The 16,608-nt window shown below is 65.7% G+C and carries 14 protein-coding genes; all 14 read left to right on the forward strand.

The window, feature by feature from the left end; genetic code table 11:
• The first annotated feature begins 7 nt into the window (after positions 1-7).
• The 14 genes from flgC (at position 8) to H4P35_RS10845 (ending at position 16,540) form a co-directional block, all read left to right on the forward strand.
• Positions 8-427, forward strand: a complete 420-nt coding sequence (flgC, locus tag H4P35_RS10780; protein ID WP_056316609.1) for a flagellar basal body rod protein FlgC — start codon at positions 8-10, stop codon at positions 425-427.
• A 20-nt stretch (positions 428-447) separates the two neighbouring features.
• Positions 448-1,146 carry a flagellar hook capping FlgD N-terminal domain-containing protein gene (locus H4P35_RS10785; RefSeq protein WP_175157281.1) on the forward strand — a complete coding sequence of 233 codons (699 nt, stop codon included), beginning with the start codon at positions 448-450 and terminating at the stop codon, positions 1,144-1,146.
• 69 nt (positions 1,147-1,215) lie between these two features.
• Positions 1,216-2,682, forward strand: a complete 1,467-nt coding sequence (locus H4P35_RS10790) for a flagellar hook-basal body complex protein (RefSeq protein ID WP_226849004.1) — start codon at positions 1,216-1,218, stop codon at positions 2,680-2,682.
• 47 nt (positions 2,683-2,729) lie between these two features.
• Positions 2,730-3,494: a flagellar basal body rod protein FlgF gene (locus tag H4P35_RS10795; RefSeq protein ID WP_056316617.1), complete on the forward strand. Its 765-nt coding sequence runs from the start codon at positions 2,730-2,732 to the stop codon at positions 3,492-3,494.
• A gap of 52 nt (positions 3,495-3,546) precedes the next feature.
• A complete protein-coding gene (gene flgG, locus H4P35_RS10800) occupies positions 3,547-4,332 on the forward strand; it encodes a flagellar basal-body rod protein FlgG (RefSeq protein ID WP_056316620.1) in 786 nt (261 codons plus the stop codon).
• Positions 4,332-5,021, forward strand: a complete 690-nt coding sequence (locus tag H4P35_RS10805) for a flagellar basal body L-ring protein FlgH (protein WP_056316623.1) — start codon at positions 4,332-4,334, stop codon at positions 5,019-5,021. Before flgG ends, H4P35_RS10805 begins: the two co-directional genes overlap by 1 nt.
• Before the next feature lie 3 nt (positions 5,022-5,024).
• On the forward strand, positions 5,025-6,161 hold the full coding sequence (locus H4P35_RS10810; protein WP_056316626.1) for a flagellar basal body P-ring protein FlgI: 1,137 nt from the start codon (positions 5,025-5,027) through the stop codon (positions 6,159-6,161).
• A 5-nt stretch (positions 6,162-6,166) separates the two neighbouring features.
• Positions 6,167-7,144, forward strand: coding sequence for a flagellar assembly peptidoglycan hydrolase FlgJ (flgJ, locus tag H4P35_RS10815; protein WP_226849006.1), 978 nt, complete (start codon positions 6,167-6,169; stop codon positions 7,142-7,144).
• Positions 7,145-7,217: 73 nt separating this feature from the next.
• On the forward strand, positions 7,218-8,891 hold the full coding sequence (gene flgK, locus H4P35_RS10820; protein WP_056316633.1) for a flagellar hook-associated protein FlgK: 1,674 nt from the start codon (positions 7,218-7,220) through the stop codon (positions 8,889-8,891).
• Positions 8,892-8,937: 46 nt separating this feature from the next.
• On the forward strand, positions 8,938-10,197 hold the full coding sequence (gene flgL / locus H4P35_RS10825; RefSeq protein ID WP_062840922.1) for a flagellar hook-associated protein FlgL: 1,260 nt from the start codon (positions 8,938-8,940) through the stop codon (positions 10,195-10,197).
• A gap of 141 nt (positions 10,198-10,338) precedes the next feature.
• Entirely contained in the window at positions 10,339-12,198 is a 1,860-nt protein-coding gene (locus tag H4P35_RS10830) for a methyl-accepting chemotaxis protein (RefSeq protein WP_226849008.1), read from the forward strand.
• 105 nt (positions 12,199-12,303) lie between these two features.
• Complete coding sequence (locus H4P35_RS10835) at positions 12,304-14,184, forward strand: methyl-accepting chemotaxis protein (RefSeq protein ID WP_226849010.1); 1,881 nt, start codon at positions 12,304-12,306, stop codon at positions 14,182-14,184.
• 29 nt (positions 14,185-14,213) lie between these two features.
• Positions 14,214-14,681: a hypothetical protein gene (locus H4P35_RS10840; protein WP_226849460.1), complete on the forward strand. Its 468-nt coding sequence runs from the start codon at positions 14,214-14,216 to the stop codon at positions 14,679-14,681.
• Positions 14,682-14,815: 134 nt separating this feature from the next.
• Entirely contained in the window at positions 14,816-16,540 is a 1,725-nt protein-coding gene (locus tag H4P35_RS10845; protein ID WP_062840925.1) for a methyl-accepting chemotaxis protein, read from the forward strand.
• Positions 16,541-16,608 lie beyond the last annotated feature (68 nt).

Here is a 16,608-nt window from a genome sequence, read left to right on the forward strand (position 1 = left end):
ACAGGCAATGTCCTTGTTGAGCATTTTCGATATCGCCGGCTCGGCGCTGAGCGCGCAGTCGCAGCGCATGAACGTGGCGGCCAGCAACATGGCCAACGCCGACAGCGTGGTGGGCCCGGACGGCCAGCCGTATCGTGCGCGCCAGGTCGTGTTCCAGGTCAACCCCGCCGCGGGTCAGGCGCTGGGCCAGGAGATCGGCGGCGTGCGCGTGGCCGGCGTGGTCCAGGACCAGTCGCCCCTCAAGCAGGTCTACGACCCGAAGCATCCCCTGGCCGACGCCCAGGGCTACGTCAGCATGCCCAACGTCGATCCGGTGGCCGAAACGGTCAACATGATCGCGGCATCGCGGTCCTACCAGGCCAACGTCGAAGTGCTCAACACCGCCAAGGCGTTGATGCAGAAGACGCTCACCATCGGCCAGTCCTAATTTCCAGCCAGAGTCTATCCATGACCACCGTCGATCAAACCACGAGCACCACGGCCATGGGCCTGGCGCAAACCGGCGCCAACAGCGCGAGCACCGCGCAGGGCCTGCAGGACCAGTTCCTGAAGCTGCTGGTCACGCAGCTCAAGAACCAGGATCCGCTGAACCCGATGCAGAACGCGGAGCTGACGTCGCAACTGGCGCAGATCTCCACGGTGGAAGGCATCACCAACCTGAAGAACACCATGCTGGCCATCAGCGGCCAGATCGACGTGTCCCAGTCGATGAACGCCGTGTCGATGATCGGCAAGGGCGTCCTGATCCCGGGCACGAAGGTCAAGGTCGGCGTGGACAGCGCCAATCCGGCGGACCGCGTGGTCACGCCCTACGGCCTGGACCTGCAGGGCGACGCCGCCAAGGTGCAGGTTCGCATTTCCGATTCGAACGGCGCGGTGGTTCGCACCATCGAGCTGGGCGAACAGAAGACCGGCGTGTACACGCTGGAATGGGACGGCAAGAACGACGCCGGGGTGGCGCTGGAAGCGGGCGCCTACAACGTGTCCGTGCTGGCCACCGACGGGGACGGCGCGAAGGTGAATACGGAAGTGCTGAGCTACGGCAACGTCAAGAGCGTGGCGTACTCCACCAACGGCCTGCGACTGGATCTTGGCCTGGACGGCCAGACCAGCATGCTGGACGTGCGCAAGGTGATCGGCGCCTGAACGGGCGGATATGAATCGGTGCCGGCGCACGGGCGGCGGCTTTTCCACTAAAGATTAGCGAGAGTAAACATGGGCTTCGGACAAGGATTGAGCGGCTTGAACGCCGCTGCGCAGAACCTGGACGTCATCGGCAACAACATCGCCAACTCGGGCACCGTCGGCTTCAAGTCGGCGACCGCATCGTTCGCTGACGTCTACGCCAGCTCCCGCGTGGGCTTGGGCGTCAAGGTCGCGGCCATCAACCAGCGCTTCACCGTTGGCGCGGTGACGGGCGGCGGCGGCGAGTACGACATCGCCATCGACGGCGCCAAGGGCATGTTCCGCGTGACCGACCAGAGCGGCTCGGTCATGTACACGCGCAACGGCGAATTCCTCGTCGACAAGAACAACTTCATCGTGAACGCCCAAGGCTATCGCCTGACCGGCTACCCGGCCGGCGCGATCGGCGCGAACCCGGTCGAACTGCAACTGCCGACCGCCAACGTGGCGCCGCAGGCCACCAGCACCGCCACCACCGTGGCCAACCTGGACGCCAACGCCAAGGTGATCTACCAGGTCGACACCGTGACGTCGCCGGCCGTTCCCGGCTCGGTCACGCTGGGCGGCACCGCCTATACGTTCACCAAGGCCGCCGGCGGCGCGCTGACGTGGACCCCGGCCAACCCGCCCGCCAACACGTACGGCACGGCGCCCAACACCGTCACGATCGACGGCACGGGTCAGGTTACCGCTGGCGCGCTGGAAGACATCCCCGGCTTCGTGGACTACACCGCCGCCGTCACGGAAATCGGCAAGCCGTTCGATCCGAAGATCTCCAGCACCTACACGAACGCCTCGCCCATGACGGTGTTCGACTCCCTGGGCAACTCGCACCAGGTCATGCAGTACTTCGTCAAGCGTGAAGCCACGGCCGGCACCAGCGTGTACGACGTGTACTACACGATGGACGGCCAGGCCATGGCGCCCACGACGGAAGCCGGCGGCGTGTGGGGCAACCCCCAGCAGTTCACGTTCAACAACGCCGGCACGCTGACCAGCGCGCCGATCGTGAACCTGACGTTCGCCCAGCCTGGCGGCACCGCCACCCCGGCCGATCCGCTGAACATCGCGGTCAACTACACCGGCACGACGCAATACGGCAGCAACTACAAGCTGGTCGCCAAGCCCGACGGCTACACGTCCGGCGAATTCAGCGGCATCAACATCAGCAGCGACGGCAGCCTGGTCGCCAGCTACACCAACGGCGAAACCCAGGTCGTCGGCACGCTGGTCCTGGCCGACTTCTCGAACCTGCAGGGCCTGCAGCCCGTGGGCAACAACGCCTGGAAGGAAACGTCGGCCTCCGGCCAGCCGATCCTGGGCCAGCCCGGCACCAACAGCATGTCGACGGTGGTGGGTCAGGCAACGGAAGCGTCCAACGTGGACATGAGCCGCGAGCTGGTCAACATGATCATCGCCCAGCGCACCTATCAGGCCAATTCGCAGACCATCAAGACCCAGGACGAAATCATGCAAGTCCTGATGAACCTGAAGTAATGCCCGCTGGGCAAGTGACGACACCGACGACACCCACGGAATAGGCAATGGATCGAATCATCTACACCGCCATGAATGGCGCAGCGCGGATCACGGAGCACCAGGCCGCGCTCTCCAACAATATGGCCAACGTGAACACGACGGGCTTTCGCGAGCAGATCGCGCTGTACCGATCGGTTCCGGTGACGGACGGGGTGAGCCTGCCTACGCGTGTTTCGACGGTGGCCTCCACGCCCGGCAACAGCTTTCAGATGGGCACCATGCAGACCACGGGCCGCGACCTGGACGTGGCGCTGTCCAGCGAAGCCGGCTGGATCGCGGTGCAGACCCCGCAGGGCGAAGCCTATACGCGCGCCGGCAGCCTGCAGGTGGGCATCAACGGCCTGTTGCAGACGTCGCTGGGCCAGCCGGTCCTGTCGGACCAGGGCGGTCCCATCGACGTGCCCGACCAGGCCGCGCTGACCATCACGTCCGACGGCACGATCACGGCGCTGGGCGCCGGCGACGCGCCGAACAACATCCTGAACCTGGGCCGGCTCAAGCTCGTCAATCCGGACAACAAGCAGCTGGTGCACGGCGACGACGGTGTCTTCCGCATGGCGCCGGTCAATGGCCAGCCCGCGCCGCCGCTGCCTGCCGATCCCGGCCTGCGCCTGTTGTCGGGCGTGCTGGAAGGCAGCAACACCAATCCGATGGCGTCGATGGTGGGCATGATCGAAAACGCCCGCCGCTTCGAGCAGCAGATGCAGGTGATTCAGCAGTCGGACCGCAATGCGGAACGCGCCAACGGCATTTTGTCCGTAAGCGCCTGATTTAAATAAACATTTTGTTCGCGGCCAAGCCGCGGCACCGGAGTTTCTCATCATGATGCGTTCGCTGTGGATCGCCAAGACGGGCCTGGAAGGTCAGCAGACCTCCATGGACGTGATTTCCAACAACTTGGCCAACGTCTCCACCAATGGGTTCAAGCGCGGCCGTGCCGTGTTCCAGGACCTGATGTACCAGACGCTGCGCCAGCCCGGCGCCCAGGTGGGCGACGCCACGCAACTGCCGTCCGGCCTGCAGCTGGGCACCGGTGCACGCGTGGCCGCGACCGAGCGCATCCACTCGACCGGCAACCTGAACAACACGGGCAGCGAAATGGACGTGGCCATCAACGGCCGCGGCTTCCTGCCGGTGGAACTGCCCGACGGCACGCAGGCCTACACCCGTGACGGCGCCCTGCAGCGCGACCAGAACGGCCAGCTCGTGACCGTCAGCGGCTACGTCATCCAGCCGCCGATCAACGTGCCGGACAACGCGCTGTCCATCACCATCGGCAACGACGGCATGGTGTCGGTGACGCAACCCGGCGCGGCCGGCGTGAACGTGCAGATCGGCCAGTTGCAGATCGCAACCTTCATCAACCCGACCGGCCTGCAAAGCATCGGCGAAAACCTGTACCTGGAAACCGACTCGTCGGGCCCGGCGAACCTGCTTCAGCCCGGTGTGGACGGCGCGGGCTCGATCATGCAAAAGTACGTCGAGACCTCCAACGTCAACGTCGCCGAGGAACTGGTCAACATGATCACGACGCAACGCGCCTACGAAATGAACAGCAAGGCCGTCAAGACGTCGGACGAAATGCTGGCCCGCCTGACCCAACTGTGATGCCCATGTCTGTCCTGCGCCTGGTATTTGCGTCTGCGCTGGCTCTGCTGGCGGCTGGCTGCGCCATCATCCCGCCCGAGCCCATCGTGACCGGGCCGACGACGGCGGCGCCGCCGCCGCCGCCGATGCCGATGGCGCAGCCCACGGGCTCGATCTACCAGCCCACGACATACGGCAATTACCCGTTGTTCGAAGATCGCCGGCCGCGCAATGTGGGCGACATCGTCACCATCGTCTTGAACGAGCGCACCAATGCGTCCAAGAACGTGGCGACGAACACCAACCGCACCGGCTCGGCCACCCTGGGCATCGCCGCCGCGCCGTCCTTCATGGACAGCTGGGCGAACGCCAACCTGAATACGGAAGCCAACGGCGGCAACGTGTCGCAGGGCAAGGGCGACAGCAGCGCCAACAACGCCTTCACCGGCACCATCACGACCACGGTGGTGGGCGTGATGTCCAATGGCAACCTGCAGGTTGCCGGCGAAAAGCAGATCGCCATCAACCGCGGCAGCGAATACGTGCGCTTTGCCGGCGTGGTCGATCCGCGCTCCATCACGGGCACGAACACCGTGTCGTCCACGCAAGTGGCCGATGCGCGCATCGAATACCGCAGCAAGGGCGTCATGGACGAAGTCCAGACCATGGGCTGGCTGCAACGCTTTTTCCTGATCGCCTCGCCGTTCTAAATCATGAAACAACCGACTCCGATATCCACCTTGCTGTCCCTGTTGGCGCGGGTGTGCGTGGCCGTCGGCCTGGCCGCGGGCGCCGGCGCGGCGCACGCCGAACGGCTCAAGGATCTGGCAAGCATCCAGGGCGTGCGCGGCAACCAGCTGATCGGCTACGGCCTGGTCGTGGGCCTGGACGGCAGCGGCGACCAGGTGCGCCAGACGCCGTTCACGCAGCAGAGCCTGACGAACATGCTGTCGCAGCTGGGCATCACGGTGCCCGCCGGCAGCAACATGCAGTTGAAGAACGTGGCGGCCGTCATGGTCACGACCACCTTGCCGGCGTTTGCGCGGCCCGGCCAGACGCTGGACGTGGTGGTGTCCTCGATGGGCAACGCCAAGAGCCTGCGCGGCGGCACGCTGCTGATGACGCCGCTCAAGGGCGCGGACAGCCAGGTCTACGCCATTGCCCAGGGCAACATCCTGGTCGGCGGCGCGGGCGCCTCCGCGGGCGGCTCCAGCGTGCAGATCAACCAGCTGAACGGCGGCCGCATCAGCGCGGGCGCCATCGTCGAGCGCGGCGTGCCCACCACGTTCACGCGCGACGGCTACGTGCACGTTGAATTGAACAACACCGACTTCGGCACGGCGCAGAACGTGGCCACCGCCCTGAACCGCAGGTTCGGGCAGGGCACGGCCACCGCGCTGGACGGCCGCGTGATCCAGGTGCGCACGCCCATGGAGCAGGGCTCGCAAGCCCGCTTCCTGTCGCAGATGGAAGACCTGCAGGTCACCCGCGCGCCCACGGTCGCCAAGGTCATCATCAACGCTCGTACGGGATCGGTCGTCATGAACCGCACGGTCATGATCGAAGAGGCCGCCGTCGCGCACGGCAACCTGTCGGTCATCATCAACCGCCAGAACGAAGTGGTCCAGCCGGACACGCCGTTCACGCAAGGCCAGACGGTGGTGGTGCCCAATACCCAGATCGAAGTGCGCCAGGACAACGGTTCGCTGCAGCGCGTCAGCACCAGCGCCAACCTGGCCGACGTGGTCAAGGGCCTGAACGCCCTGGGCGCCACGCCGCAGGACCTGCTGGCCATCCTGCAGGCGATGAAGAGCGCGGGCGCGCTGCGCGCCGAACTTGAAATCATCTGACGGACATGGCTTACACCAACGACGCGGCAGGCGCCAGCAACCGGCAGGACTCGGTCTTCGACATGGGCCGCCTGTCGGACCTGAAGCGCGACGTCAAGAAAGACCCCGCCGGCACCGAGCAGCAAAAACAGGTCGCCAAACAGTTCGAGGCGCTGTTCCTGCAGATGATGGTCAAGCGCATGCGCGAGGCCACGCCGAAAGAGGGGCTGTTCGATTCCCAGCAGACGCAGATGCTGCAATCCATGGCGGATGAGCAACTGGCGCTGCACCTGGCCTCGCCCGGCATCGGCCTGTCGCAGGCCATCCTGGCGCAGATGCAGCAGGGCACGCCCGGCGAGATGTCCGACGAAGCGATCAAGCGCATCGGGCAGGGCGGCGACCTGGACTTCCAGACGGGCGGATCGCGTGAAGTGTCCGCGTTGCTGAACGTGATGCGCAACAACCGTCCGGCTGACCGTGCGCTGGCCGCGGCGGAAGGCGCGCCCGGGCATGTGGTCGATTTTGTCTCCAAGATGTCGCGCGCGGCCAACCTGGCGTCGCAGCAAAGCGGCGTGCCGGCCCGCCTCATCATGGGCCAGGCGGCCCTGGAATCCGGCTGGGGCAAGCGCGAGATCAAGCACGCCGACGGCAGCACCAGCTTCAACCTGTTCGGCATCAAGGCCGGTCCAAGCTGGAAGGGCAAGGTCGTCAATGTGCTGACCACCGAATACGAAGACGGCGTTGCCCGCAAGGTGACGCAGCCGTTCCGGGCCTACGCGTCGTACGAGGAATCCTTCGCCGACTACGCCCGCCTGATCGGCAACAGCCCGCGCTACGAAAGCGTGACGACGGCCCGCAACGAGATCGAGGCGGCGCGCCGGATCCAGGACGCCGGTTACGCGACGGACCCGCGTTACGCCCAGAAGCTTATCGGCATCATGGGCCAGCTGCGGGGCGCGGCATCCAACGTGGAAAATTCGCGCCGGATGCTGGAAGGACTCTAAATTTGGGTGAGCTCCTGCCGTAAACGGGGTATCCAGAGATAACAGCTGCGGTTACATACGGGGCATTGTCAGCATGAATTTGTACAAAACGGCACTGGGCGGGTTGAACGCGGCGCAAGCGGGCCTGGCGACCACCGGCCACAACATCAACAATGCCACCACGGTCGGCTACAACCGCCAGCGCGTCATGACCTCGACCGCGGGCGCCCAGGCGACCGCCAACGGCTACATCGGCCGCGGCGTCCAGGTCGACACCGTCGTGCGCAGCTACGACAGCTTCCTGTACAAGCAGCTCGTCGGCGCGAACGGCAGCGGCGCCCAGCTCCAGGCGCAGCTTGATCAGGTTTCGCAGATCAACAACCTGTTCTCCGACCGCACCGTGGGCATCGCCCCGGGTCTGACCAATTTCTTCACCAGCATGAACACGGTGGCCAGCAAGCCGGCGGATCCCGCCGCGCGCGCCGACCTGCTCGGCCAGGCCAACAGCCTGACGACGCAGATCCGCTCGGCCTACTCGGAAATGCAGAAGCAGCGTGAAGGCCTGAACTCGCAGATCAGCACCACGGTCGACCAGGTCAACAGCTACCTGACCCGCATCGACGACCTGAACCAGCAGATCTCGCTGGCGGCCGGCAAGGCCGGCGGCAGCCCCCCCAACGACCTGCTCGACCAGCGCGACCAGGCCGTCATGGAACTGAACCAGCTTATCGGCATCACGACCTACGAGCAGGGCGACAAGATCAGCATCTCGCTCACGAAGGGCGGGCAGTCGCTGCTGTCGGGCAACACCCTCTACCCGCTGCAGGCCGTGCCGTCCGCTTCGGACGCGGGCCGCACGGTCATTGCCTACACGCTGCCCGCGGGCACCGGCAAGACCATCGCGGTCGAGATGAACGACACCGAAATCTCCGGCGGCAAGCTGGGCGGCCTGTTGCAGTTCCGCGCCTCGTCGCTGGACGTCATGCAGAACCAGCTTGGCCAGATGGCCGTCGGCCTGGCGCTGTCGTTCAACGAGCAGCACAAGCAAGGTCTGGACCAGGGCGGCAATCCGGGCACGGACTTCTTCAGTATCGGTTCGCCGCAGAGCGTGCCCAATACGGCAAACAAGAGCAACGCGCAGATCTCGGGCGAATTCACCGACCTGGCAAACGTCAATGCCAAGGACTACGAGATCTCGTTCGACGGCACCAATTACCAGGTCGTGCGCATGCCGGAAGGCTCGCAGGTCTACAACGGCCCGGCCACCGGCACGCCGCCCACCGCCACGCTGAATCTCGAAAGCGAGATGGGCGTGACGCTGACCATCAATGCGCCGCCCCAGGCCGGCGACAAATGGTCGCTGTCGCCCACGCGTAACGCGGCCCGCGACATCAACGTGCTGATCACCGATCCCGACAAGGTTGCCGCGGCGGATCTGGATGGCGGCGACGCCAACGGCAAGAATGCCTTGAAGCTGGCGCAGCTGCAGACCAGCAAGGTGCTGAGCCACGGCACGATGAGCATCAACGACATGTTTGCGCAGGTCGTGAACACGGTCGGCGTGCAGACGCAGCAGATCAAGACCGCCGCCACGGCGCAGGTCAACCTGATCAAGCAGACGACGGCCGCGCAGCAGGCGGTGTCGGGCGTGAACCTGAACGAAGAATACGTAAGCCTGTCGCTGTACCAGGAGCAATACCAGGCCAGCGCCCGCATCATCGATGTGGCGAGCACCATTTTTGACACGCTGTTGGGCCTGCGCGGCTGATCAGAACGTTGACTGTGAATACTAGAAAGCATTTCGGAGCTGCACCATGCGTCTGAGCACCACGATGATGTACACGAACGGCCTGAGCGGCGTTCTCGCCCAGGAATCCGACATGAATCGCCTGGTGGAACAGGTTGGCAGCGGCCGCAAGTTCCTCACCCCCGCGGACGATCCGCTGGCGGCTTCCCTGTCGATCGGCGTCGCGCAGACGCAGAGCATGAACACGACGTACGGCCTGAACCGCAACACGGCCAAGACCAATCTCGGCCAGGAAGCCAACGTCCTGGACTCGATCACCACCGCGCTGCAGGACGTGCGCACGCGCGTCGTGCAGGCCGGTAACGGCACATTTGCCGACAGCGACCGCCAGGCGCTGTCCACGGCGCTCAAGAGCGCCCGCGACGCGCTGCTGGGCCTTGCCAACAGCACCGACGGCAACGGCCAGTACCTGTTCTCGGGCTATGAAGGCAGCGTGGTGCCTTACGCCCAGGACGCGACCGGCAAGATCGTCTACAGCGGCGCCACCGGCGAGCGCACCGTGCAGGTCGACCAGTCGCGCCAGTTGTCCACCAGCGACCTGGGCAGCGACGTCTTCAATCGCGCCAATCCGGGTTCGACCGCGTACGTAAGCACGGCATCGCCGGCCAACGGCGGCACCGCGCAGTTCAGCACGGTCTCGGTCACGCCGGGCAGCCCCAACATCGGCAAGAATTTCAGCCTGCAGTTCGAATCGGACCCCGCCACGGGCAACATGGGCTATCGCGTCATCACGACCGACCCGTCCGCCACCCCGCCCGTGCCGCCGGTGATCACGCCCGCGCCGCCGGCCGGTCCCACGGAATACAAGGAAGGCGCCAGCATCGACTTCGGCGGCGTCGCCGTGGTGGTCAAAGGCACGCCGCAAAATGGCGACGTGATCGATGTCGAGAGCATCCAATCGGCCGATGTGGATCTGTTCAACACCCTGGACAACCTCATCAAGGTCCTGGATTCGCCCATCGCGGGCGATGAAAAGGCGCTGGCGCGTCTGAACAACGAACTGGCGACGGCGAACAAGAAACTCGCGACCAACTACGACAACGTCCTGACCGTGGGCGCGTCGGTGGGCGCCCGCCTGAACGAGCTGGAGGCGCTGGACGCCACCGGCACGCAGAAGGGCCTGTCGTACTCGAAGTCGCTGTCGGATCTGGAAGACCTGGACTACTACGCGGGCGCCAGCCAGCTCGCGCTGCGCCAGGTGGCCTTGCAGGCGGCTTCGGCTGCTTTCATGACCATTCAGGGTTCCAGCCTGTTCAGCCGCAAGTGATGCGGTAGGTTTCGGCGCGGCGCGGCGTGTCCGCACCGCGACAGGCGCACTTTTCGGACGCTGCCGGCCAAGGGCCGGGGCGTCCGTAGTGCGTATAGGGTGGGTTGTGTCGTTCTTCGTTGCTTAACGCTCGGATATTTCATGCTTGGAAATTTGAAAGTTCGCACTTGTATCATTCTGGTGCTGTTGCTCTTCACGGGCGCCATGTTCATTTCGAACGGGGTGGCGTGGATGGGGTTGAACTCCGGCAGCGACAAGCTGGCACAGGTCAACGAAGCCTATGCCAACCAGGCGGCGCAACTGCAGCGCGCCTACAGCACGTTCCTGCGCGGACGCCTGCTGCTTGCCAACTCGCTGATGGACATGCAGCAGGGCAAGACCGAACAGTCGACCTCGCAGGCCCAGCGCGCCGACGGCCTCATGGCCGATGGCTTGAAGTTGTTCGATGCCTTCCGCAAGGCGCCGCGCATGGCGGGTTCCGAAGAGATCGTGGCCAAGCTGGACGCCGCCTACAAGCAGTTCGATGACGTCTACCGCCGCCAGGCCGCCGCGCTGAAGAATCTGGCCATTCAAGACTACCTGGACCTGAACGACGCCGGCGGGGCTGCCAACACCGCGTTCCGCACGGCCGTGGACAACGTGCTGCAGTTCACGGACACGCGCACCGACGAGCTCATCGCGCAGGCGGAAGCCGATCACAACATTTCCCGCACCGTGACCATCGTGATGCTGGCCATCGCCCTGGTTCTGGCGCTGGGCTGCTGGATTTTCATCAGCCGCACCGTCCTGCGTCCGTTGCATGAAGCCGGCGACCATTTCGAGAAGATTTCGGCCGGCGATTTCACGGGCCGCATCGAAGTGCGCAGCACCAACGAAATCGGCCACCTGTTCGGCGCCATCAAGCGCATGCAGGAAAGCCTGACGCGCACGGTGGCCTCGGTGCGCCGCGGTGTCGAAGAGATCAACCTGGGCGCGCGTGAAATTTCCGCGGGCAACACCGACCTGTCCAGCCGCACGGAGCAGCAGGCCGCTTCGCTGGAAGAGACCGCCGCCTCGATGGAAGAGCTGGCCTCGACCGTCAAGCAGAACGCGGACAATGCCCGCCAGGCCAACCAACTGGCCGCCAGCGCGTCGGACGTGGCCGAGCGCGGCGGTTCGGCGGTGTCGGAGGTGGTCAACACGATGCAGGAGATCTCCGCCAGCTCGCGCAAGATCTCGGAGATCGTGTCGGTCATCGACGGCATTGCGTTCCAGACCAACATCCTGGCGCTGAACGCCGCCGTGGAAGCGGCCCGCGCGGGTGAGCAGGGCAAGGGCTTTGCGGTGGTGGCGGGCGAAGTGCGCTCGCTGGCGCAGCGCAGCGCCCAGGCCGCCAAGGAAATCAAGGGCCTGATCGAAGACTCCGTGACCAAGGTGGGCGCCGGTTCGCAGCAGGTCGAACGCGCCGGTTCCACGATGCAGGAAATCGTGGCGTCGGTGAAGCGCGTGACGGACATCATGGGCGAGATCTCGGCAGCGTCCGAAGAACAGTCCAGCGGCATCGACCAGGTGAACCGCGCGGTCTCGCAGATGGATGAAGTGACGCAGCAGAATGCGGCGCTGGTGGAAGAGGCCGCGGCCGCCGCCGGCTCGCTGCAGGAGCAGGCCCAGCGCCTGGCCGAAGCGGTGTCCGTGTTCAAGATCAACGCCGGCGAAGTGATCGAAGTGCCCGCCCGCCAGTTGGCGCAGCAACGCAGCGCGCCGCTGATGGCCGCGCCCAAGCCCGCGCAGGAAGAACCCGCCAAGCCGGCCGCGCAGGCCGAGCCCGCGCCTGCGCCTAAGGCGGCGCCCGCGCCCCGTTTGACGCAAGTGGCCCGGCCCAAGCCGGCGGGCGCGACCGCCGCGCGCCCGCTGCGCCGGCCGGCAGCGCGCGCAGCGGATGCCGCGGACGCGCCGGCAGCCGCGCCCAAGCCCGCCACGCGCCGTCCGCCGCCCTCGGACGACGATTGGGAATCTTTCTGACGGTTGTAGTGGGCGTCAGTGCATTGAACAGGCAGTAGAGGAAAACCCCTTTTACGGCCCGGCGGCCACGAAAGCGCCGCCGGGACGGCTACCGGAACTACGGAAATGTTTAGCAATCTGAAGGTGCGCACCGGATTGATGCTGGCCCAGTTGGCAGTTGCCCTGGCCGCGCTCGTTGCCATTGTCCTGGGTTGGAACAGCATGCAGTCCAATACCCGGGCGATCGACGCCTTGGATTCTCTGAGCGTGCAGCAGAGCAATCTGATCAAGGATTCGTACACCCAGATGCTGCGCGCGACCGTGCGCGCCGACATTGCCGCCGCGCAACGCGCCGCTGGCGACACGAGCGGCGCCGCCGAGAACTCGCGCATCGTCCAGCAGCTGATCGCGGACTCCAAGAAGAAGATGGAGACCTTCAAGGCGATTCCGAAGACCACCGAGGTCGGCCGCGCGTCGGAAGGCCAGTTGGTTTCCGCGTTCAACGGCTTTGCCGAGTCGCTGGAAAGCATGATGGCCGCGCTGGACAAGGGCGATGCCGCGACCTACCTGTCGCTCAAGAACACCAAGGCGGGCGCCGCCAGCGGCGCGTTCTTCAAGCAACTCACCGACTTCTCCGCGAACATCAACAAGTACAGCCAAGAGATGTTGCAGACGTCGCGCGCGCATGCGTCGACGATGACCTACGTGTACATCGCCCTGGCACTGCTGATCCTGGCCGTGTCGCTGGGCGCGTTCCTTTTCATGAACCGCGTCGTGCTGCGTCCGCTGCGCGCCGTGGGCGAGAGCTTCGACAAGATCGCCGCCGGCGACCTGACCGTGCGGGTGGATGTCAATTCCACGAACGAGGTCGGCGCGCTGATGGCGGCAGTCAAGCGCATGCAGGAAAGCCTGGCGCGGACCGTTTCCGCGGTGCGCCGCGGCGTGGACGAGATCAACGTCGGTTCGCGCGAGATCTCGGCCGGCAACACGGATCTGTCCAGCCGCACGGAAGAGCAGGCGGCCTCCCTGGAAGAGACCGCCGCATCGATGGAGCAGCTGGCGTCGACCGTCAAGCAGAATGCCGACAACGCCCGCCAGGCCAACCAGCTGGCGGCCAGCGCATCGGACGTGGCCGAGCGCGGCGGTTCGGCGGTGGCGGAAGTGGTCAGCACCATGGAAGGCATTTCGGCCAGTTCGCGCAAGATCTCGGAGATCGTGTCGGTCATCGACGGCATCGCGTTCCAGACCAACATCCTGGCGCTGAACGCCGCCGTGGAAGCGGCCCGGGCCGGCGAGCAGGGCAAGGGTTTTGCGGTGGTGGCGGGCGAGGTGCGCTCGCTGGCGCAGCGCAGCGCGCAGGCCGCCAAAGAAATCAAGGGTCTGATCGAGGACTCGGTCTCCAAGGTGGGCGCCGGTTCGCAGCAGGTGGAACGCGCCGGCGCGACGATGCAGGAGATCGTGGCTTCGGTGAAACGCGTGACGGACATCATGGGCGAGATCTCGGCGGCGTCCGAGGAACAATCCGGCGGCATCGACCAGGTGAACCGCGCGGTGTCGCAGATGGACGAAGTGACGCAGCAGAACGCGGCGCTGGTGGAAGAGGCCGCGGCCGCCGCGGGTTCGCTGCAGGATCAGGCCCAGCGCCTGGCCGAAGCAGTGGCCGTGTTCAAGATCAATGCGGGCGAAGTCATCGAAGTGCCGGCGCGCCAGTTGGCCCAACAGCATCGGCCGGCCGCCCGCGTGGCGGCGCCGGCGGCTGCCGGGACACCCGCGCGGGCGCCCGAGCCGGCGCCCGCCGCGCCGGCAGCCAGGCCCGCCGCGGTGCGGCTCGCGCACAGCACGGCCACCAAGTCCGAGCCGGCCGCAGGCGCCTCGGCGGCGCGGCCGCCGCGCAGACCGGCGGCGACGCGCTCCGCGCCCGCCGCGAAGACCGACCCGAAGCCCGCATCCGCACCGGCCGCAAGCCGGCGGCAGGCGCCTTCGGACGACGATTGGGAATCTTTCTGACGCCGGGTAGACCGGCAAATAGGCAGGGTATGCGAGGTTATCTACATCTTCTGGCAGCGGCCGCGATTGCGGCCTTTGTCGCGGGTTGCGCGGCGACGGGTCATAACTTCGATCCGAGCAAGCTGTCGACCCTGACGCCCGGTCAGACGACGGTGGAAGAGGTCGCGCGCGCGCTGACCGCTCCGCCTGCCCAACAATTCAAACAGAGCGACGGCACGGTGCTGATGCTCTGGTCCCACAAAATCACCTTTGTCGCCGACGGCCTGTACAGCCGCAAGGAAGCGCTGCTGCAGTTCGGCCCCGATGGCCGGCTGATGCGGCTCGTCGACAGCACCAATATTCTGCTGGAACCCTGGGAACGCCAGAAATTGTTGGGACCGGCCCCTGCGCCTGAGATCACTCAGGACTGGGCCCAACCGGCCGTGGCCCCCGAGGTGCAAACCATCTACATTCCGGGTCCGGGAGAACCGGCCGGTCTGGCGCCGCAGGGCAAATAGCCCCGCAGTCCAGCAGAAGACATCGGGCCCAAGCCCGATGTTCGTCGCCCTGAGTGCAAGCCCTGTGTAACAGGGCGTGTCCCACGGGTGGTTTTTCATTTGGTCAGAGCAGTTCCTGAGGGATGGGGAAATAAATGGAAGCGAGTCTCGAATCCGGCGCAAAGGCCGGCAAGGCGGGCAAGAAAAAAGCCGCGCGCGCACCCAAGGTCAAGCGCAAACTGAGGCTGCGCGATGCGCGCGTCGGCACGATGCTGCTGTGGGTGATGGCGTTTTTCGCGCTGCTGATCGCAGCAGTGGGGGGCTTGGCCGCCTACTTCCTGCAAAGCAACTATGAATCGATCCGAGAGGTCAATGCGCTGACCGAGCGCGCCAAGCAGGTCGAGATCATCAACAGCGACATGCTGCGTGCACGCGTTGGCCTGATGGTGGCCGCCCGTCACCTGCAGGAGTCCGGCTGGGGCAGCGGCGAGAACTCGGCGCGTGACGCGGCCGCCGCGCTCAAGGGTTCCACCGACCTCCTGACCGGCGTGCGCAGCCGCTTCGCCGATTTCCAGAAGAACATGCTCGAGGACGACACCGGCCGCCAGCTGTCGATGAACCTGGTGCGCCGCTATCGCTCGTACATCGACGACGGCGTGGACACGATGGTCGAAGCCCTGCGCAGCGAAGACTATTCGACGTTCTACATGGTGAACAACGAATACGGCACGCCGCGCAGCGCCGCCTTCATCGAGGCAATCGCTCAGTTCGACAAGTACATCGCCGATCAGCAGCGCCAGACGATCGATCAGGCCGAAGCGAACTTCAAGCTGGCCATGATCGCCGTGGGCATTGCCGTGGCGCTGGCCCTCTTGTTGATGGTGCTTGCCCGCATCCTGTTCGGCCGCCTGGTCGTGCGCCCCTTGGTCGAGGCCGGCCAGCACTTCGACAAGATCGCCGCCGGCGACCTGACGGGCCGTGTGGAAGTGCGTTCGCACAACGAAATCGGCCAGCTGTTCGCCGCCCTCAAGCGCATGCAGGAAAGCCTGACGCGCACGGTGTCGACGGTGCGCCGCGGCGTGGACGAGATCACGGTGGGCTCGCGCGAGATTTCCGCGGGCAACACGGATCTGTCCAGCCGCACGGAAGAGCAGGCCGCTTCGCTGGAAGAGACCGCTGCCTCGATGGAAGAGCTGGCCTCGACCGTGAAGCAGAACGCCGACAACGCGCGCCAGGCCAACCAGCTGGCGGCCAGCGCGTCTGATGTGGCCGAACGCGGCGGCTCCGCCGTGTCGGAAGTGGTCAACACCATGGAAGGCATTTCGGCCAGCTCGCGCAAGATTTCCGAGATCGTGTCGGTGATCGACGGCATCGCGTTCCAGACCAACATCCTGGCGCTGAACGCGGCGGTGGAAGCCGCGCGTGCCGGTGAACAGGGCAAGGGCTTTGCGGTGGTGGCGGGCGAAGTGCGCTCGCTGGCGCAGCGCAGCGCCCAGGCCGCCAAGGAAATCAAGGGTCTGATCGAGGACTCGGTCTCCAAGGTGGGCGCCGGTTCGCAGCAGGTGCAACGCGCCGGCGCGACCATGCAGGAAATCGTGGCGTCGGTGAAGCGTGTGACGGACATCATGGGCGAGATCTCGGCGGCGTCCGAGGAACAGTCCAGCGGCATTGACCAGGTGAACCGCGCGGTTTCGCAGATGGACGAAGTGACGCAGCAGAACGCGGCGCTGGTGGAAGAGGCCGCGGCCGCCGCCGGATCGCTGCAGGAACAGGCTCAGCGCCTGGCCGAAGCAGTGGCCGTGTTCAAGATCAACGCGGGCGAAGTCATTGAAGTGCCTGCGCATCAGCTCGGCGGCTATGCCGCGCCGTCGCTGAACTGATCGTTGTTGTTCCGGGCCGCGCCCGATCCCGCAAATGCGGGATCGGGCGCGGCTTTTTTACGTCCGCA

Origin of the sequence: Achromobacter sp. 77 (assembly GCF_020541125.1) — a bacterium.
Taxonomy (GTDB): Bacteria; Pseudomonadota; Gammaproteobacteria; order Burkholderiales; family Burkholderiaceae_B; genus Achromobacter; species Achromobacter mucicolens.

Bases quoted from the DNA above. Each gene is read 5' to 3' on its own strand.
- flgC (WP_056316609.1), top strand. From the start codon at position 8: ATGTCCTTGTTGAGCATTTTCGATATCGCCGGCTCGGCGCTGAGCGCG.
- H4P35_RS10785 (WP_175157281.1), top strand. From the start codon at position 448: ATGACCACCGTCGATCAAACCACGAGCACCACGGCCATGGGCCTGGCG.
- H4P35_RS10790 (WP_226849004.1), top strand. From the start codon at position 1,216: ATGGGCTTCGGACAAGGATTGAGCGGCTTGAACGCCGCTGCGCAGAAC.
- H4P35_RS10795 (WP_056316617.1), top strand. From the start codon at position 2,730: ATGGATCGAATCATCTACACCGCCATGAATGGCGCAGCGCGGATCACG.
- flgG (WP_056316620.1), top strand. From the start codon at position 3,547: ATGATGCGTTCGCTGTGGATCGCCAAGACGGGCCTGGAAGGTCAGCAG.
- H4P35_RS10805 (WP_056316623.1), top strand. From the start codon at position 4,332: ATGCCCATGTCTGTCCTGCGCCTGGTATTTGCGTCTGCGCTGGCTCTG.
- H4P35_RS10810 (WP_056316626.1), top strand. From the start codon at position 5,025: ATGAAACAACCGACTCCGATATCCACCTTGCTGTCCCTGTTGGCGCGG.
- flgJ (WP_226849006.1), top strand. From the start codon at position 6,167: ATGGCTTACACCAACGACGCGGCAGGCGCCAGCAACCGGCAGGACTCG.
- flgK (WP_056316633.1), top strand. From the start codon at position 7,218: ATGAATTTGTACAAAACGGCACTGGGCGGGTTGAACGCGGCGCAAGCG.
- flgL (WP_062840922.1), top strand. From the start codon at position 8,938: ATGCGTCTGAGCACCACGATGATGTACACGAACGGCCTGAGCGGCGTT.
- H4P35_RS10830 (WP_226849008.1), top strand. From the start codon at position 10,339: ATGCTTGGAAATTTGAAAGTTCGCACTTGTATCATTCTGGTGCTGTTG.
- H4P35_RS10835 (WP_226849010.1), top strand. From the start codon at position 12,304: ATGTTTAGCAATCTGAAGGTGCGCACCGGATTGATGCTGGCCCAGTTG.
- H4P35_RS10840 (WP_226849460.1), top strand. From the start codon at position 14,214: ATGCGAGGTTATCTACATCTTCTGGCAGCGGCCGCGATTGCGGCCTTT.
- H4P35_RS10845 (WP_062840925.1), top strand. From the start codon at position 14,816: ATGGAAGCGAGTCTCGAATCCGGCGCAAAGGCCGGCAAGGCGGGCAAG.